Raw genomic sequence first — 19,037 nt, forward strand, 5'->3', positions numbered from 1 at the left:
ACGCGGGTTCACGGGGAAGGGGATGCGGCGGGCCGGTCGCCGAGGCCGCGCAGGGCCTTGGCGACCGCCTCGCCGATGCGGGCGATCGGTTCGGGTTCGGTCATCTCGTAGTGGCCGCAGGGCACGCGGTGGTCGTGCAGGGTCCCGTCGACGTACGGCCGCCAGCTGTCGGCCTTGCCGGGCAGTACCGCGAGGTCGGCCGGGACGTCGGTGTGCCGCTCCTCGGCGGCGCTGAAGAACAGCACGTCACCGCGGTAGACACCGGGCGTGAACTGCGGTGCGATGCGCAGGTTGTTGCGCATGACGGCGGCGATGGCGGCGGCCTCGGCGCGGGTGACGGGGACACTCGACGGGTCGGCCGCGACGCGGGCGTCGATGCGGTCCAGGACGGTCTCCACCGGCGCCGGGTCGACGGGCAGGCCCGCCACCCGGGACAGCAGGGCCGCCACCTGGCGTTCGGCCGCGTCGGGGTCGTGGGTGGTGCCGTGCGGCTGGGGCGCGTCGAGCATGGCGAGCAGCTCGACGCGCTCGCCGTCGCGCTGGAGCGCACAGGCCATGGCGTGGGCGACGAAACCGCCGTAGGACCAGCCCAGCAGGCGGTACGGGCCCTGCGGCTGCACCTGGCGGACCAGGTCGAGGTAGTGGGCGACCATGGCGGTGGCGTCCGGCGCGGGCGGGGTCGTGCCGTCGAGTCCGGCGGCCTGGATGCCGTAGACGGGCTGGTCGCCGCCGAGGTGCGGCAGCAGACCCGTGTAGCGCCAGGCAACGCCCGCGCCGGGGTGGACGCAGAACAGGGGGCCGGCGGCGCCTTCGGGGCGCAGCGGCAGCAGCGGGCCGAGGGCGGTGGGCGCCGGCTCCTGGGCCTTCGGGTCGTTCTCGCCGGTCGCGGCGAGGATCCCGGCGACGGTGGGCGCGGCCAGCAGGGCGGCCGCCGGCACGTCGAGCACACCCGACTGACGCAGCCGGCCCGCCAGCAGCACGGCGCGCATCGAATCGCCGCCGAGGTCGAAGAAGTTGTCGTGCAGGCCGATACCGCCGATGCCGAGGATCTCCTCCCACAGGCGGGTCACCTCGCGTTCGCGGTCGGTGCGCGGGGGGACGTGCTCCGTGGTGAGCCGGGGCCGGGGGGCGAGGCCGGTGGCGGCCGTGGCCGGGGTGTCGTCGGTGGCGGGGCCGGTGCGTGCGCCGGGGGCGTCGATCCAGTGGCGCCGGCGTTCGAAGGCGTAGGGCGGCAGCGGGACCCGCCGGGGTGTGCCGGGGACCGGGGGCAGGGCGCTGTCCACGCCCGCGCTCCACAGCCGCCCCAGTGCCTCGGCGAGGACGAACCCGTCGGAGGCCTCGGCCTTGGCGTGGCGCATGGTGGTGACCGTCACCGGCGCCTGGTCGGTGAGCCGGCCGGTGGCCAGCTTGGTCAGGGTGTCGCCCGGGCCGATCTCCACCAGGACGGGGTGCAGCCGGTCCCACAGCGCGCTGATGCCGTCGGCGAACCGCACGGTGCGGCGGGTGTGGTCGAGCCAGTGCCGTACGGAGGTGGCCTGGGCGTCGGTGACCCAGGTGCCGGTGACGTTGGTGACGTAGGGGATGCGCGGCGGGCGCAGGGTGACCTGGCGCAGGTGGGTCTCGTAGGCGGGGAGGACCGGGTCCAGGACGTGGGAGTGGGCCGCGACGGGGATGCGCAGACGGCGGAACGGCACGCCCCGGCGGGCGAGTTCGTCCTCCAGGCGGGTGACGGCGTCGAGGTGCCCGGCGACGGTGCAGGCGCCGGGCCCGTTGACGGCGGCCAGGGACAGGTCGTCGCCGAGCAGCGGCGCGATCTCCTCGGCCGGGGCGGCGACGCCGAGCGTGGCACCCCCGGCGGAGGCGATGAGCCGGATGCGTTCGGTGACCAGGGGGAGCATGTCCGCGAGGTCGACGACGCCGGCCAGGCAGGCGGCCGTGTACTCGCCGAGCGAGTGACCGATCAGCGCGTCGGGGCGTACGCCCGACTCGATGAGGGTGCGGGCCAGGGCGTACTCGGTGACCACCAGGCCGAGGAAGGCGGAGGTGTCGTCGGGCCGCCGTTCCTCGAACAGGGCGGTGCGCAGGTCGGCGCCGAGGACGGGCCGCAGGATGCGGGCGCACTCGTCGACGGTGTCGCGGTAGACGGTGTGGTCGCGGTACAGCTCCGCTCCCATGCCCGGGTACTGGGTGCCGCCGCCCGGCAGCAGGAACGCCACGCGGGGCGGTTCCCCGGTGAGGGGCGGGGTGGTCGCGGCGGCGGAGCGCAGTGCGCCGACGGCCTCCGCGCGGGAGGCGGCCGTGACCGTGAGCCGGTGGTTGAGCGCGGGCCGGTCGGTGCGCAGGGAGTGGGCGAGGTCGTCCAGCCGCAGCTCCGGGCGGCGTTCGAGGTGCCGTGCGAGTGCCTCGGCCTGCCCGCTCAGGGCGCCGGCGGTCCGGGCGGACAGCGGCAGCACCAGGCGGCGGCCGTCCTCGGGCGGGCGGGGCGCGCCGGGAGCGGTGGGCGGGGCCTCCTCCAGGATGACGTGGGCGTTGGTGCCGCCGATGCCGAAGGCGCTGACGGCGGCGCGGCGGGGGTGTTCGCCCGCGGGCCAGTCCTCCAGGGCGGTGGGCACGCGGAAGGGGCTCGCGTCGAAGTCGATGAGCGGGTTGGGGCGGTCGAAGTGCAGGCTGGGCGGGATCTGCCGGTGCTCCAGGGCGAGGACGGCCTTGATGAGGCCGGCGATGCCGGCGGCGGCTCCCAGGTGGCCGATGTTGGTCTTGACCGAGCCGAGTGCGCAGAACCCGGTGCGCGGCGTGCTCTGCCGGAACGCCTCGGTCAGGGCGGACACCTCGATGGGGTCGCCGAGCCGGGTGGCGGTGCCGTGCGCCTCGACCAGCCCGATCGTGCCGGCGTCGACCTCCGCCTGGGCCTGCGCGGCGAGGATGACCTCGCTCTGCCCGGCGGCGCTGGGCGCGCTGAAGCCGACCTTGCGGCGGCCGTCGTTGTTGACGGCGCTGCCGCGGATGACGGCGCGGATGCGGTCGCCGTCGGCGAGGGCGTCCTCCAGCCGTTTCAGCACCACGGCCCCGACACCGTCGCCCGAGGAGGTGCCGGCGGCGTCCGCGGCGAAGGCGCGGCAGTGGCCGTCGGGCGAGAAGGGCCCGTCGGGCACGTGGCGGTAGCCGAGGGCGGCCGAGGGGTTGAGGGAGACGGCGGCGGCGAGCGCGGTGTCGCAGCGGTGGTCGAGCAGGTCCTGGCAGGCGGTGTGCACGGCGACCAGCGCGGTCGAGCAGGCCGTCTGGAGGGACACGCTGGGCCCGGTGAGGCCGAGTTCGTAGGAGACGCGCGTGGCGAGCGTGCCGAGGGAGTTGGCGGTGGCGGCGTGGACGAGCGCCACCGAGCCGGGCTGCCCGGCGAAGCGCGGGTGGACGTGGGCCGGGTAGTAGCGGCTGTCGCCGGCTCCCGCGTACACGCCGAACGCCTCGCCCGTCCGCTCCGAGCCCAGGCAGCCGGCGTCCTCCAGGGCGTGGTACGCCACCTCCAGCAGCAGCCGCTGCTGCGGGTCGACGACGGCGGCCTCGGCGGGGCTGTAGCCGAAGAAGCCGGAGTCGAAGCGGTCGATGCCCTCGACGACGGACACCTTCCGGACCAGTGCCGGATCGTCCAGGTCGCTCGGGTCGCCGCCCGCGGCGAGGAACTCCTCGTCGGTGACGGGCCGTACGGATTCGCGGCCGGCTGCGAGGTTGTCCCAGAAGGCGTCGAGGTCGTCGGCGCCGGGGAAGCGGCCCGCCATGCCGATGACGGCGACGGCGGGGAGGTCCTCGGCCTGGAGGGTGCTGGTGTCGTGCACGGCGTGTGCCTCGTCCTTTCCCGGTTCGGTGGTGTGCGGGCCCGAGTCGTCCCGGTCAGGCACGGCCGCGGTCCCCGCCGTGCCGGGCGGAGCGGCGTGCGCGCGCGGCCCGCTGCCGCTGCGCCTGTGCCTTGGCGCGGTCCAGGCCGGCCGGCTCGGGCCGGGGCGCCGCCCGGACCGCCGGTGCGGCGGTCCCCGTGGGGCCGGTGGCGGTGGCCGCCAGGTGGCGTGCCAGGTCCCGCACGGTGGGGTGCGCGAACAGGTCGACCACCGGCAGTTCGGTGCCGAAGGCGCGGTTGACGGCTGTCTGCGCGGTGACGAGCAGCAGGGAATTGCCGCCCAGGTCGAAGAAGTTGTCGTCCCGGCCCACCCGGTCGCGGCCCAGGACCCGGCACCAGACCTCGGCGAGCCGGCGCTCCAGCTCGCGCAGGTGCTCGCCCGCCTCCGTGCGGTCCGCTCCGGCCGCGGTGCCCGTGGAACGCAGGACCCACGCGTCGGACGGCCCGGCCGCACGGGCGCCTTCGCCCGCCGCCCGGTACAGGGCGCCCAGGTCGGTGCCGTCCTCGAGACCGACGCGCCCGGCCAGCCGCCGCGTGGCGCGCACGGGCGCCACGACGTGGCTGCCGACCCAGGGGGCGGTGCGGTCGGCGCCGATGAGCAGGTGCGGCTCGTCCAGGGAGCGGGCCAGATCGAACGAGCGCAGCGCGGCGGGGGTGTCGAGCAGCCGGTAGCCGCGGGCCTCGCTGAGCGCGGTGAGCCCGTACCCGCGGCTCATGCCGCGCTCGCGCCACATGCTCCACGCCAGGGACTGCGCGGGCAGGCCGAGGCCGCGGCGGTGCCGGGCGAGGGCGTCCAGGTAGGCGTTGGCGGCGGCGTAGGCGGCGTTCATGGCACCGCCGAAGAAGCCGTTCACCGAGGAGAAGGTGACGAAGGAGGTCACCGGATGGTCCTCGGTGAGCCGGTGCAGCGTCCACGCCCCGCGCACCTTCGCCTCCAGCGCCCGGCGCCAGGTGGCCGTGTCCAGCTCCCCCACGGGGCGTTCCACGAGGGTGCCGGCCAGGTGCAGCACCGACCCCAGGGGCACGCCCCACGCCGCGGCGGCGGCCCCGACCGCGTCGCGCATCTGCTGTTCGTCGGTGACGTCGGCCGGGGTGTAGCGGACCTCGCCCCGTTCGCGCAGGCGGGTCAGGACCCGGCCGTCGGGCCGTGGCGTGCGGCCGACGACGAGCAGCCGGGTGCCGGGGGTGCGCAGCAGATGGGCGGCGAGTTCGGCGCCGACGCCGCCCAGTCCGCCGGTGAGCAGGGTGAAGCCGTCGGGTGAGGGCTGTCCGGCGCGGGGCGGGGTGTCGGGCAGGGGCGCGAGGCGGCGTACGTACCGCTGCCCGTCGCGGTACGCCACGTCCGTGTCGCCGGTCGCGGCCGCCGCCTCGGTGAGGAGGTGGGTCAGCGGGTCCGTGCCGCTGTCCAGGGGCAGGTCGAGGTGCGTGGCGCGCAACGGGCCGCACTCCTCGCTCAGCGACTTCAGCAGCGCGCCGCACAGGGCGTGGGCGGGGTGGGCGGGTTCGCCGGGACGCACGGCCTGGGCCCCGGCCGTCACGTACACCAGGTCGACGGGCCCGGAGGGTTCCGGCCGTGCGGTCAGGGCCCGGGCGAGGGCGAGCAGTTCCTCCGCGCCGGTCGTGTCGTACGGCTCCACGGCGCCGGCACCGGGCGGCGCGCCGAGGTACAGCACGGCGTCGACCGGGCGCTGGTCGCGCTCCAGCCGCTCAAGCAGCGCGGTGTGGTCGCTCTCCTCGCCGGGCCGGACGCGGTAGTGGGCCGCGTCCAGGCGCGCGTAGGCCGTACCGGTCTCGGCCAGGGTGCAGCGGCCGCCGCTCTCGCGGAGCGCGTCCGCGAGCCGCCGGGCCAGGGCGTCCTGTGGCCGGGCCAGGACGAGGGTGTGCCGTCCGGGTGCCGCGGGACGGGCGCCGGGGTGCTCCACCCGCTGCCACACCGGTCGCAGGAACCAGTCGGGGACGGTGGCCGCGGTGCCCAGCAGCAGTTGCGTGCGGCGCACCTCGGCGTCGAACTCGCCCGCTTCGAAGCGTTTGCGCAGTCTGGTGCGCTGGATCTTGCCGATCTCCGTCTTGGGGACGGTCTCGCGCGCCACCGGGACGAGGAAGGCCGGGCTGACGCCGATCTCCCGGGTGACCTTCCCGGCGATCTCGCGCAGGGCTTCGGCGGTGACCTCGGGCTCGAGGTGGAAGAACAGGGCCAGTTCGTCGGTGGGCGACGAGGGTTCGGAGCGCACGGCCACCGCCGCGGTGAAACTCCGTTCCACGAAGGGCAGTTCCTCGACGCAGGCCTCGATCTCGTGGCTGTAGTGGTTGACGCCGTTGACGATGATGACGTCCTTGGCCCGCCCGGTGATGTGGAGCTCGCCGGCCCGCAGGTACGCCAGGTCGCCCGTGTCGAACCAGCCGTCGTCGGTGAACGCCTCGGCGTTGGCGGCGGGGTTGTCGTGGTAGCCGCCGGTGACGGAGGTGCCGCGGATCTGGAACCGGCCCGCCTCGCCCTCGGCGAGGACCCGGCCCTGCTCGTCGACGACCCGCATGGCGAACCCGGGGTAGGGCCGTCCGCAGCTGACGAACATCCCTTCGTCCGGTCGGGGTTCGGCGGGAAGGACGGCGTCGGTGACCACGGAGCAGGTCTCGGACATGCCCCAGCCGGGGTGCATCACGTCCTGCGGCAGGCCGAACGGCTCCAGCGTGTGCAGGAACCGGCGGGCGGCGGAGGCGACGACGACCTCGCCGGCGTTCATCACCAGCCGCATGGGCGAGAGGTCCCAGGTGCGTCCGGCGAAGCGGTCGGCCTGCCCGGCGAGGAGCCCGAAGGCGAAGTTGGGCGCCCAGGTGACGGTGACCCGGTGCCGGTCGGCGAGGTCCATCCAGCGCAGCGGGTCCTGGAGGATCCAGGGGGTGGGGGCGTGGATCTGGCGGCAGCCGAGGTACACGTCGCGCAGGTGGAACATCACCACGCCGGTGACGTGGTCGAGCGGGATCCAGTTGAGGGACACGTCGTCCGGGCCGAGCGCGTTCATCTGCTCGGTGGCGGCGGAGCGGGTCAGCACGTTGCGGTGGGTCAGGCGCACCGCCTTGGGCAGGCCGGTGCTGCCGGACGTCATCAGCATCAGCATCAGGTCGTCCGGGCCGGCCGGGTGCCAGTCGTGGTCCTCGGGAGCCTCGCGCAGGGCGTCGGCCGTGGTGAGCCGCAGTCCGGGCCAGTCCTGCCGGGCCGCGACCCCGCGCAGTCCGGCCTCGCGGGCGGCGGAGCAGACGATCCAGGGCCGGCCGAGCATCCGCCAGATGCCCTCCAGCTTGGTGAGCGCCGCGGAGGGGGTGTCGTAGCCGGTGGGCACGGTGAGCGGGACGGCGACGAAACCGCCGAGGACGCAGCCCCACAGCACGGCGAGGAAGTCCTCGGTCGCGTCGCACTGGAGGATCACCTGGTCACCGGGGCGCAGGCCCGCCCGGCGCAGTCCGGCGAGCACGCGGGACGCCTCGGGGATCAAGGAGGCGTAGCTGCGCCGGTGTTCGGTGCCGTCCGGGTGGACGTGGACGATGTCGCCCCGGCCCTGTTCGGCGGCGCGGCGCAGGGCCTCCGCCCAGCCGGCCACCGAGGGTTCGGCCAGGGCGGGGCCCTCGCTGACGGCCGGGACGGTGGAGCGGGGTGCTGTGCGGGCGGGGGCGGACGCGGGCTGCGCGGTGGGGCCGTGCAGGCCGGCGTGGCGGCGGCCGAGTTCCTCCGCGGTGGTCTCGACCGACACCTCGGCGGCCGTGACGCCCGGGATCCGGACCAGCCGTTCGCGCCATGCGCCGGCGGCGGTGCGGTCGACGGCGGGCAGGGTGCGCAGGGCCGCGGTGTCCACGGTGCCGTCCTGCGCACGGGGCAGCAGGTTGACGGCCGTGACGCGGACCGTGCCGTGGCCCGTGCGGTCCAGGGCGGTCTCGAGGTGCTCGGCGGCGTCCGGCCGTCCCGGCACCACGTACAGGTGCGCGGGGGCGCCGTCGGTTCCGGGCAGGGCGTGGGCCTCGCGGATGCCGGGCACCGCGAGGGCCGCCTGCTCCAGTTCCGCGAGGTCGGGCCCGGCCGCGGCGGGGGTGCGCTCGGGGAGCGCGGGCAGTTCCCCGAGCCGGACGCCGGGGTCGGTGACCACCGTGCGCAGGGTGTCGTGCAGGGCGTGGGTGAACGCCTCGGCGGTTTCGGCGTCGTAGAGGTCGGTGGCGTACTCGACGTGCAGGGTCAGTCCGCCGGGCGTGCCGTCGGGGGCACGGCGTTCCAGCACGTCCACGAAGAGGTCGAACTTGGCGGTGCCGGTGGCCGTGGGCCGCAACTCGGTGCGCCGGCCGTCCAGTTCGAGGACGGCGGGGGTGTTGTTCTGCAGGGCCAGCATCACCTGGAACAGCGGGTGGCGCCCGGGTGTGCGGGCGGGGTTGAGTTCCTCCACCAGCCGGTCGAAGGGCAGGTCCTGGTGGTCCAGGGCGGCCAGGTCGGCGGTGCGCAGCCGGGCGAGGAGGTCGCGGAAGGCGGGGTCGCCGGAGGTGTCGGCCCGCAGGACCAGCGTGTTGGTGATCAGCCCGATCAGCTGGTCGAGGGCGGGTTCGGTGCGGCCCGCGACGGGCGTGCCGAGGACGATGTCCTCGCCGGCGCCGCAGCGGGTGAGCAGGGCGCTGATTGCGGCGTGGAGCACCATGAACAGGCTGGCGCCCTCGCGGTCGGCGAGGCGCAGCAAGGCGTGGTGCAGGTCGGTGGCGACGGTGGTCTCGACGTGTGCGCCGCCGCCGCGCGGCGCGGCGGGACGTGGCCGGTCGCCGGGCAAGGTGCACTCGTCGGGCAGGCCGTCCAGTGCGGTGCGCCAGTGCTCGGTGAGCTGCTCCAGCCGCCCCGGGCCGTCCGGTTGGGGGGCCAGCAGGGCGCGCTGCCACAGGGCGTAGTCGGCGTACTGGACGGGCAGCGGCGTCCACTCGGGCGCCCTGCCGTCCCGGCGGGCCGCGTAGGCGGTGCCCAGGTCGTCGGCGAAGGGGCCGAGCGACCAGCCGTCGGCCGCGCTGTGGTGCAGGACGAACAGCAGCACGCGGTCGCTGCCGGTGCCCAGCAGCCAGGCGGCGAGGGGGCTTTCGGTGGTGAGATCGAAGCGGTGCCGCAGTGCGGCGCGGACGTGGGCGGCGGTCTCGGCGGCGGGGCAGTCGACGCGGCGCAGTTCCGGACGCAGTTCCCCCGGCGGCAGGATGCGCTGGTAGGCCGTTCCGTCGTGCTCGGCGAGCACCGTCCGCAGGCTCTCGTGCCGGTCGGCCAGGTCGCCGAGGGCCGACCGGAGCGCCTCGGTGTCGAGGCCGGCGCCGGCCGGGACGAGGAGCGGGATGTTGTAGGTGGCCGCTCCGTCGTCGAACCGGTTCAGGAACCACATGCGTTCCTGCGCGAAGGACAACGGCACCCGCTGCGGGCGTACGGTGTCGCCGAGGGCCGGGCGGGGCGGGGCGTCGCCCGTCACCGTGAGCCGCTGGGCGAGGGCGGCCGGGGTGGGCGCGTCGAACAGTGCGGTGATGGGGATCTCGGCGCCGGTGGCCTGCCGGATCCGGGCCAGCAGCCGGGTGGCGAGCAGGGAGTCGCCGCCCAGGTCGAAGAAGCCGTCGTCGGTGCCCACGGTGCCGGGGGGCAGCTTCAGCACGTCCTCGAACTGCGCGCACACCAGGGCTTGCTGCGGCGTCTCGGGACGGGCGCCGGAGGCGGCCGCGGTGAAGTCGGGGACGGGCAGCGCCTCGGTGTCGAGTTTGCCGTTCGCGGTGAGCGGCAGTGCGTCCACCGGGACGCACACGGCGGGAACCATGTGCTCGGGCAGGTGGGCCGCGGCGTGGGCCCGCAGGGCGGCGGGGCTCGCGGGGACCCCGCCCGCGGGGACGGTGTAGGCGACGAGGTGCAGGGCGCCGTTGGGAGCCCGGCGGGGGACGACGGCGGCGCGGGCGACCCCGGGGTGGGCGCCGAGGACGGCCTCGATCTCGCCGGGTTCGACGCGGAAGCCGCGCAACTGCACCTGGGAGTCGGCGCGGCCCAGGTAGTCGAGGGTGCCGTCGGGGCGGCGCCGGGCCAGGTCGCCCGAACGGTACATGCGGGTGCCGGGCGGGCCGTAGGGGTCGTCGAGGAACCGTTCGGCGGTCAGCTCCGGCCGGTTCAGGTAGCCGGCGGCGACGCCGGCGCCGGACACGTACATCTCGCCGGTCGCGCCGGGCGGCACCGGGCGGCCCTGCGGGTCCAGCAGGTGCACGCGCAGGTCGGCGAGCGGGGTGCCGATGACGCTGCCCCGGCGCGGGTCGTCCAGGTCGGCCCGGGTGAGACGGTGGTGGGTGACGTGGACGGTGGTCTCGGTGATGCCGTACATGTTCACCAGTGCCGGGCGGTCCAGGCCGTGCCGGTGCACCCAGGGACGCAGCCGCGCCGGGCGCAGGGCCTCGCCGCCGAACACGACGTAGCGCAACCGCGCGGTGTCGCCGCCCCGTTCGGCGTCCGCCTCGACGAGTTGCTCGAACGCGGAGGGCGTCTGGCTGAGGACGGTCACCCCCTCGCGGTGCAGCAGTTCCAGCAGCTCGCGGGGGGAGCGGCTGACGGCGTACGGCACGACGGCGACCCGGCCGCCGTGCAGCAGGGCGCCCCAGATCTCCCAGACGGAGAAGTCGAAGGCGTAGGAGTGGAACAGCGTCCAGACGTCGTCGGCACGGAAGTCGAAGTGCTCGGCCGCGGCGGCGAAGAGCCGCACGACGTTCGCGTGCGGGACGGGCACGCCCTTGGGGCGTCCGGTGGACCCCGAGGTGTGGATGATGTAGGCGGTGTCGGACGGGCTCACCGGCCCGTGGCGTTCGGTGTCGCTCAGGTCGGCGCCGGAGCGGCGGGCGAGGTCCGCCGCGACCTCGGGGTCGTCGAGGAGGACGGCGGGCAGCGCGCCGGAGGCGAGGTGGGCATGGGCGTGCTCGGTGACGAGGACGACGGGGGCCGCGTCCTCGGCGACCAGCCGCAGCCGTCCGGCCGGGTGGCCGGGGTCCAGGGGAAGGTAGGCGGCACCGGTCTTCAGGACGGCCAGCAGGGCGGGCAGCAGCCGCACGCCGCGTTCCAGGGCCAGCGCCACGACCCGGCCGGGGCCCGCGCCGTGCTCGGTGAGCAGCCGGGCGAGCCGGTTGGCCTCGGCGTTGAGCGCACCGTAGGTGAGCCGCTCGTCCCCGCAGCTGACGGCGGTCCGCTCCGGCGCGGCCGCCGCCCGCTCCTCGAACACCTCCGTGAGGGTCCGCTCGACGGGATACGTGTGCACGGGCGTGTCCTCGGGGTGCTCCCCCGGCAGCAGCACGTCCAGGTCGCCCAGCGGTGCCGCCGGGGCGGCCTGGGCGACGCGGCGCAGCACCGCGAGGAACCGGTCGCGGTGCAGGGCGAGTTCGTCCTCCTCGTACAGGGCGGGATTGGCGTCGAAGGCCAGCCACAGCCCGCCGCTCCGACCTCCCGGGCGCACCGAGATCTGCAGGTCCTCGACGGCTCCCCCGGACAGGTGGTGCCAGGTGGTGGGGTGGCCGCCGAAGTCCGGCGACTCGTCGAACGGCACGATGTTGAGCACCGGCCCGTACAGCCGGCGTCCGGTGCCCAGCAGCCCCAGGTCCCGGCGGAGGTACTCGCCGCGGTAGCGCTGGTGCCGGCGCAGGGCCTTCAGCTCCTGGGCGACGGCCCGCACCAGCTCTCCCAGGGGCGTGCCGGGAGCGGCGGTCACACGCAGCGGCAGCACGTCGGAGGCGGTGCCGGGGGTGCGCAGGGCGGCGCTGCCCAGGCGGCTCATGGTGGCCATGCCCAGCACCAGGTCGTCGGCGCCGGTCATCCGGTGCAGATAGGCGACCGTGGCCGCGGTCAGCAGGTCGGTGCGCTGCACGCCGAGCCGGGCGGCCGCCGCGTCGAGGATGTCGGTCTCCGCGGGCGTCAGTTCGGCGGTGCGGCGCAGGAACGGCGCGGTGGGAGCGGCCGTGCGGGAGGTGAGCCGGGCGGGCTCCGGCAGGGCGGACAGGCGCTGCGCCCAGTGGTCGCGGTCGCGGACGTGGACCTCGGAGGCACGGTAGGCGGCCTCCTCCGCCTGGAGCCGGCTCACCGGCGCGAAGCCGCAGGGCTCCGGTTCGCGCCCCTCGGACAGCGCGTTGTACGTCTCGGCCAGCCGCCGTCCGAGCAGCTTGTAGCTGTAGCCGTCGAGCAGGATGTGGTGGGCCCGCAGCAGCCACAGGTGGCGGTCGGGGGCCAGCGTCAGCAGGGTGTGGGCGAACAGCGGGCCCTTCTCCAGGTCCGCGGGCGCCGCGAGGTCGGCGCGCACGTGTGCCCAGGCGGCCGCCTCGGGGTCCTCGGTGCCGCTGACGTCGACCCGGTGCAGGGCCCAGTCGTCGGCGTCGGCGGCGGTGTGGCAGCGGGGGCCGTCGTCGGTCTCGGCGAAGCGCAGGGCGAAGGTGTCCGCCTCGCCCACGGTGCGCCGCAGCGCGGCCTCGAACAGGCCGGTGTCGAGGGGTCCGTGGATCTCCACCGCCTCCGCGGTGTTGTACGCGGCGCTGTCCGGTGCGAGCCGCCCGGCGTACCAGAGGCCCTCCTGGGCTCCGGACAGCGGTCGACGTTCGTCCTCGCGGAGTGACATGGCACAACCCTCACGTGACTAGCCGTTGTGTCCCGGACGGCGATGGCCCGGCCGGATCGGACGGGTGCGGCCACCGCTCCGGGCGGTCCTCGCGCGGGTGTACGCGCCGGACCGGCGGCCGACAGGGGCGGGACGGAGGTCGCACGCCGGGGCGGGGGGAGGCACCTCACCCGGCCCCGGTTTCACGGCACATCACGGTGCGTCACCCGAACCGGCCGGGTCAAGCGCCACCGGGCCGTGGCGGTCTCCCTTAGGGGTTTCCCTGGAATGCGCGGGTACGGGGAGTGCTCCGGTCCCGTCAACTTCTAGGGAAATCACGCGACTTGCCTCGCCACCGCGTTCTCGGCTGGATCGGGACGTGTTCCGCCGTGCACTCTCGAAGAGCCCCCTGCGCCCCGCGGAGAGTCGCGGCGGCCGACCCGATCCGGGGCCGTGGAACCCCGGGATGGACGACGGAAAGAAGGCTGACGGCATGCACCGTGCGCTGTGTCCGGTCGAGACGCTCTACGTGGGCCAGAGAAGCAGGGCCGTGCTGTCCTGCACGCTGCGCGGACACGTGGACGTCGCGGCGCTGTCGGCCGCGTTCGACGCCATGACGGAGACGAACCCGCCGCTGCGGTCCCGCATCGAGCAGGACGGCACGGCGCACCTGCTGCGCGTGCTCGGCGAGGACGAGCGGCCCCGGCTGATCACCCGGACCGGTGAGGGGACGGAGGCCTACGCGGCGGAACTGAACCGGCCCCTCCCGGTCGGGGGACCGCTGAGCCGGGCCGTCCTGGTCAGCGCCCCGGACGGCGAGAGCCACCTGTTCGTCCTGGTGGTGGACCACACCGTCGTCGACGGGCACAGCAGCATCGCACTGCACAACGCGCTGTGGGACCGTTACCGGGCCCTGGTCGAGGGGGAGCCCACCCCCGCCGGCTCCGGCTCGCCGGGCTGGCCCGAGCCCGTCAGCCGGCTGGTGCCCGACGCCGACGCCGCCGACACGGCGAAGTACCTGGACGCCCGTCTGCACGACGTGCGGAGCCACCCGGTCGAGCTGGTGCCCTACGACGCCACGGCCGGCGAACACGCCGACGGGGCCGGGCAGATCGAGGTGCGCCGGCTGACCCTGGACGCCGAGCACACCTCGCGACTGCGGCGAAGGGCACGCGACGCGGGTGTCTCCGTCCACGCCCTCATCGCCGCGACGCTGCTGGGCACGGCCCGGCGGCGGCTGGACGGCGACGGCCCCCGCACCCTCGGCTGCCTCTCCCCCGTGGACCTGCGCTCCCGGCTGTCCCCGCCGCTGCCCGCCTCCGCCCTGGTGCCCGCGGTCACCACCCATCTGCAGACCCTCGACGTGTCGGGCACGGCCGAGCCGCTGGACCTCGCGCGTACCGTGCACGGCCGCCTGAGCGACTTCCTCGCCCGCGGCGACCACTTCCACGAACTGCGCATCACGCCCGAGATCCCCCGCACCCCCGCGCTGCAACTGGCCACCGTGATCGTGACCAACATGGGCGTCGTCCCGGGCCCGCGGCTGCCGGCGGGACTGCGGGCGGCCGACGTGCGTCTGGTGCCGGCCCGCGAGCACTACTTCCCGCAGGCGGGACGCAGCCCCGTCATGGCGTGCGTCGTCTCCTTCGAGGGGCGGCTGTCCGTCGAGTTCCCCCACTCCACCGCCTGTTACAGCCCGGCCTTCATGAGCGCCTTCCGCGACGACGTCCGCGGCGGGCTGCTCCGCCTCGCGAGCGCGGCGGCACCCGGCCGCGCCGCCACGGGCTGACCACGGCCCGGGCCGACCAGGGCCTCTCCCCGCTCCCCCGCCGCCGACGAGGAACCCGTGACCGACATGACCAACGTCAGCGAACTCCCCTCCCCCCTGACGCTGCTCCCCCGCGCGCAAGCGGGTGACGAGCACGCGATGAACCACCTGCTGACCGGCATCACGCCGTACGTCGCGCGCATCTGCCGGTCCATCACCCACGACGACGGCGCCGACGCCACGCAGGAGGCGCTGCTCGCCATCTACCGCGGTCTGGGTTCCCTGCGCGAACCGGCGGCGTTCTACGGCTGGGTGCGCTCGGTGACGGTCCGCGAGGCCGTCCGCACCGCCAAGCGCTACGGCGAGGAGCGCTGCTGCTCCGAGGTGGATTCCCGGCAGGAGGCCAACCCCCTGGACGCGGTGCACATCAGCGATGTGCTGGAGCGTCTGTCCCGGGCGCACCGGCAGGTGCTGACCCTGCGTGCCTACGGGCTCAACGAGGAGGAGATGGCGGAGGTGCTCGCCCTGCCCGTGGGCACCGTCCGCTCGCGCCTGTTCCGGGCCCGCCGCCGCTTCCAGGAGGCGTGGCAGCCGTCGGCGGCCTGACGCCGGGTCACCCACGAGGCGCGGCCGTGGCGGTGCCCCTCCCACCGCCACGGCCGCCCGGGAACCGGCGCCCCGGGACCGCACCGGCGCACGGTCCGATCACCGCCGCCCGTGTGCCGCCTCAGCGCACGTGCTCCGCAAGGACGCGCGGGGGCCACTGCCCCGGTGCGAACATCCCGAGTGCGTGGGCCCGCGCCACCAGGGCGGGGCGGTTGGGCGCGTCGAAGCGCCGCAGCATCTGCCCGACGCGGTACTCGATTCCCTGACGGCTCAGATAGAGACGGGAGGCCAGCTGCACCGTGGACTCACCGCTCGCCACCCCCTCCAGGACCTGTGCGTCGAGGGCGCTGAGCACCGGCCCGCCGGGCCGGGCGTGTTCGGCCCGGCGCAGCAGGACGACGACGCCGACGATGCCGCCCGCCGGTTCCCGGACGGCGACCGCGGTGACGTCCGCCGGGAAATCACGGCCGTCGCCGTCCCGGCCGGTCGCCTTTTCCGTGAACCGCCGAAGACGCCCTGCGGAAAGGGCCGCGAATTTCTCCCGGAGCCGTGCGGGAAAGGGCGAACGGAGAAGGTCGAGAAGGCTGTGCCCGCATATCTCGTCGGCGGTCAGCCCGAATTGGCCGGCGAATTCCGGTTCTGCGGCCGTGACGACCGGGTCGCCGGGCGAGACGTGGGCCGTGCAGGCACCCGCCGAAGCGGCGCCTCCCGGGGGGCCGTCGCCGGTCGGGCCACGGCGGGCGGGGGCGGCCGCGGCGGCCGTCCGGTTCTTGCGGGGCGAGGCGTCGGGGAAACTCGTGGTCGCCACGGACGTACCGTCCTTCTTCCTGCGTGCGGGCTGGGAAGGGTGAGCGGACGCGGAGCGGACCGGTGCGCTGTGCCTGGGTGTGGACGAGCGTCCGGTGACGGCGTGCACCACCTCGCCGGTGGCCGGGGCCGGTGTCCGCGTCCTGCCGGGCAGGCCGGCACGAGGGCGCCGGACTCCCGGGTGGGTCAGGGTGAGCAGAGGAGGCGGCACCGAGGCGAACGGCCCACGGCTGCCGGGGATAACGTTGTCACGGCCATGCGATCTCGGCGTCCGATCCGAACCGGAGACCGAGGACCGGGTCCGCGGGCCGTACCTCCGGCCTTCGCGAGAGGCCCGGTCGGAACCTGCTCAGCACGAGAACCTCCGCATGACGAAGTCGGGATCACATCAAGGGGGCGCTTTCGAGATTAAGCGTCGGAAACTCCTCTGGCAAGGGTTTGCCAAGTGACCTGGGCAACCCGTCAACCACGCTGTGAAACGGGCTTGATCCGGGCAATGTCCGCGGCTTTTCAAACAACGGCCGCACATCCGGACAACGCCTGGGCGGCGGCCTGTTGACCTGCGTTTAATGGCTTGTCGCCCCTTGCCGGGCTTCATACAGTGTGGGCGATCGTCACGCCCGACCGGGCAGGCGGGACCGGCAGAGTTCTCGCCGACGGCGCCGAGGAACCGGAGGAGGGAGATGCTCGAACAGCCGCATTTCGGCCGCCGGCTGAAAAGGCTACGGCTGGCACGGGGGTTGAGCCAGGCCGGACTGGTCGGCCGGGGCATGTCGACGGGATACCTGTCGCGGCTGGAATCCGGTGAGCGGCCTCCCACCGAACGCGCCGTGGCCTACCTCGCCCAGCGGCTGGGCGTCGATCCGTCGGCCCTGACCGGTCCGTCCGACGGCAGGTCCCTGCCCGGCATCCTGGCCGCCGTCGCCTCGGCACCGCCCGGCGCGGACGACACACCGGCGCTGCGCCGCGCGGTCGAGGAGGACGCGGGCGAGGACCCCGCCGCCCGCTGGCAGGCGCTGTGGCTGCTGAGCGGGGCCGCGGGCCGCGAGGGCGACCACGAGCTGGAGCGCAGGACGCTGACGGAACTCGTCGACCTGAGCGATCGGTTGGACGCGGCGGAGCTGCGGGCCCGGTCGCGGGTCCGGCTGGCCCGCTGCTCGCGCGCGCTGGGGGACGTGCGCGCGGCCGAGGAGGCGGCCGTCGGGGCGCTGTCCGTGGCGCGCACCGCGCGCCTCGGCGTGGCCGACACGCTGTCCGCTCTGACCGTGCTGATCGGGGTCGAGACGGCACTCGGCGAGCTGGAGGCGGCCGGCCGCCATGTCGCCGAACTGGAGCGGGAACTGCTCCCCCGGGCCGCACCGGCCCTGGCGGCCGAGGCGCTGTGGGCGGCCGCGGTGGTCAGCGACCGCCAGGGTGACGCCGCGACCGCCCGGACGCGCCTGGAACGGGCCCTGAGCCTGCTGGACGGCGGGGACGATGTGGCTCTGTGGGCCCGGCTGCGGCTCGCGGCGGCCGCCGCCGCGCTCCAGACGTCACCGCCCCGCGTGGCGGACGCCGAGCACCGGCTGGGTGAGGCCGCCGCCGTCCTCCGCCTCGTCGGCACCCCCGCACAACTCCAGGAGATGCGGGCGCTCCAGGCCCATCTGGCCTTCCACCAGGGGCGGTTGGAGGACGCCAGGGCGCTCAGCCGCGCCCTGCTCACCGAGGAGGACCTGCGGCTGTCCTACCGCGACCGCGTACGCCTGTCGGTTCTCGACGGCCGCCTGAAGATCCTCGCGGACCGTGCCGACGAGGGCATCGCCGCGCTGCGCCGGCTGGGGCGGCAGGCGGCGGAGTCCGCCAACGTGGATCTGGCGGCCCATGTCTGGCAGTCCCTGGCCACGACCCTGGCCGACGTCCGCCCCCGCGACCTCGCCGCAGGTGCACGGGAGCGACCCGGGTCGGAGCACCGGCGCGACTCCTGCCTCTGACCCGGGCGGCGGCGGGGGCCGTGGGCTCCCGGCGACGGGACCGGGCATCCGCCTGCGCCACGCCCCGCACCCCCCGGTCACCTCACCATGCCACCGGCAGCTCCACGGGGAAGCGGCGGATCGTGCGGGTGTCCCAGATCAGCTCCTCCGCCGGGACCGCCAGGCGCAGGCCGGGCAGCCGGGTGAACAGCACCTCGATCGCGGCTCTCAGTTCCGCGACGGCGAGGGTGCTGGCGACGCAATGGTGACCGCCCCAGCCGAACGTCATGTGCGGGTGGGGCGTCCGCTCGACGTCGATGGCGTCGGGGTCCTCGAACACCTCCGGGTCGCGGTTGGCCGCCAGGTAGGAGACGTGGACGAATTCACCCGCGCGGATCAGCACACCCTCCAGCTTCACGTCCTCCAGGGCGACGCGCGGGATCCCGACGCCCTTGCGGAAGGGGATGTGGCGCAGGAGTTCGTCCAGCAGCCGGGGCAGCCGCTCGGGACTGCGCTCCATCAGGGCGCGCAGGTCGGGGCGGGTCAGCAGGGTGTAGGCGATGTTGCTGATCTGGCAGGTGGCCGTGTCGTTGCCGCTGAGGATGAGGGTCAGGGCCAGGACGGCCAGTTCGTCGTCGCTCAGGGGCTCCTCCCCCCGCTCGGACGCCGCCATGGTGGTGATGAGGTCGCTGCCGCCGTCCCTGCGGCGTTCGGCGACGAGCGCGGTGAAATAGGCGCGCAGCTGCTGCTTGGCCGCGACCGCCGTCTGTCTGGCCTCGGGCGCGGTGGTGAGCATCTGCTGGGTGAGGCGCAGCATCAGGGGCCGGTCCGCGGCGGGTACGTCCAGCAGCGCGCAGATGGTGTGGTTGGGCAACGGCTCGGACAGGCAGCGGGCCAGGTCGGCCGGCGGGCCGGTCTCGGCCATCGTGTCCACGAGTCGGTGCGCCACCTGCTCGATGGCCGGTGTCATGCCCCTCACGCTGCTCTGTGTGAAGGCCCGGGCGGCGGCATGACGCAGCCGGGTGCTGCGCGGCGGGTCCATGACGTTGAGCGACTCCGGGGAGACGATCGGCTCGGGGGTCATCCGGGGGTAGTCCCGGCCGACGACGGCGGCCCGGCTGAAGCGCGGGTCGGTGGTCACCTGGCGCACCCCCTCGAAGCTGGTGACCAGCCACGCCTTGGCCTCGCCGTGGGACAGCCGGATGCGGGTGACCGGGCCCTGGGCCATGAGGTGTGCGAGGGCGGGGTCGAAGGCGAGGTGCTCGCTGAAGTCGAAGGGGCAGGCGGCGGCGTGGGCCATGTGTACTCCTGAGGGCGTGCGGGGGTGCGGCCATGTGGGCGGAACCGGTCGGCACGGGCCTCGGCCGCCCTGCCCGAGGGGGACATTCCGCATAGTGCGGCAGAGCGCCGCTCCATGC

At 75.1% G+C, this 19,037-nt stretch carries 7 protein-coding genes; 3 read left to right on the forward strand and 4 right to left on the reverse strand.

Going from position 1 to position 19,037, the window contains the following annotated elements:
• Window positions 1-8: 8 nt before the first annotated feature.
• Window positions 9-3,893, reverse strand: coding sequence for a type I polyketide synthase (locus ACH4C6_RS05815; RefSeq protein WP_398107261.1), 3,885 nt, complete (start codon window positions 3,891-3,893; stop codon window positions 9-11).
• The gene (locus ACH4C6_RS05820; RefSeq protein WP_398107262.1) at window positions 3,886-12,510 is read right to left on the reverse strand and encodes an amino acid adenylation domain-containing protein; all 8,625 of its coding nucleotides are present in this window, start codon (window positions 12,508-12,510) and stop codon (window positions 3,886-3,888) included. Before ACH4C6_RS05820 ends, ACH4C6_RS05815 begins: the two co-directional genes overlap by 8 nt.
• A gap of 472 nt (window positions 12,511-12,982) precedes the next feature.
• On the opposite strand from ACH4C6_RS05820, the gene ACH4C6_RS05825 reads away from it, so the two are divergent.
• Both ACH4C6_RS05825 and ACH4C6_RS05830 read left to right on the forward strand, forming a co-directional pair.
• Window positions 12,983-14,278, forward strand: coding sequence for a condensation domain-containing protein (locus ACH4C6_RS05825; protein WP_398107263.1), 1,296 nt, complete (start codon window positions 12,983-12,985; stop codon window positions 14,276-14,278).
• Between the two features lie 66 nt (window positions 14,279-14,344).
• Complete coding sequence (locus ACH4C6_RS05830; protein WP_398107920.1) at window positions 14,345-14,863, forward strand: RNA polymerase sigma factor; 519 nt, start codon at window positions 14,345-14,347, stop codon at window positions 14,861-14,863.
• Window positions 14,864-14,984: 121 nt separating this feature from the next.
• Here the strand turns inward: ACH4C6_RS05830 and ACH4C6_RS05835 are convergent, their stop codons facing one another.
• Entirely contained in the window at window positions 14,985-15,671 is a 687-nt protein-coding gene (locus ACH4C6_RS05835; RefSeq protein WP_398107264.1) for a PAS domain-containing protein, read from the reverse strand.
• Between the two features lie 682 nt (window positions 15,672-16,353).
• Here ACH4C6_RS05835 and ACH4C6_RS05840 point away from each other — a divergent pair.
• A complete protein-coding gene (locus ACH4C6_RS05840; RefSeq protein WP_398107265.1) occupies window positions 16,354-17,640 on the forward strand; it encodes a helix-turn-helix domain-containing protein in 1,287 nt (428 codons plus the stop codon).
• 82 nt (window positions 17,641-17,722) lie between these two features.
• Here the strand turns inward: ACH4C6_RS05840 and ACH4C6_RS05845 are convergent, their stop codons facing one another.
• Complete coding sequence (locus ACH4C6_RS05845; RefSeq protein WP_398107266.1) at window positions 17,723-18,919, reverse strand: cytochrome P450; 1,197 nt, start codon at window positions 18,917-18,919, stop codon at window positions 17,723-17,725.
• Window positions 18,920-19,037 lie beyond the last annotated feature (118 nt).

The organism is Streptomyces sp. NPDC017943 (genome assembly GCF_044328425.1).
GTDB lineage: Bacteria > Actinomycetota > Actinomycetes > Streptomycetales > Streptomycetaceae > Streptomyces > Streptomyces djakartensis_A.

Coding starts and splice junctions, on each gene's coding strand:
- ACH4C6_RS05845 (WP_398107266.1), bottom strand. CDS start 18,919: ATGGCCCACGCCGCCGCCTGCCCCTTCGACTTCAGCGAGCACCTCGCC.
- ACH4C6_RS05820 (WP_398107262.1), bottom strand. CDS start 12,510: ATGTCACTCCGCGAGGACGAACGTCGACCGCTGTCCGGAGCCCAGGAG.
- ACH4C6_RS05840 (WP_398107265.1), top strand. CDS start 16,354: ATGCTCGAACAGCCGCATTTCGGCCGCCGGCTGAAAAGGCTACGGCTG.
- ACH4C6_RS05825 (WP_398107263.1), top strand. CDS start 12,983: ATGCACCGTGCGCTGTGTCCGGTCGAGACGCTCTACGTGGGCCAGAGA.
- ACH4C6_RS05830 (WP_398107920.1), top strand. CDS start 14,345: ATGACCAACGTCAGCGAACTCCCCTCCCCCCTGACGCTGCTCCCCCGC.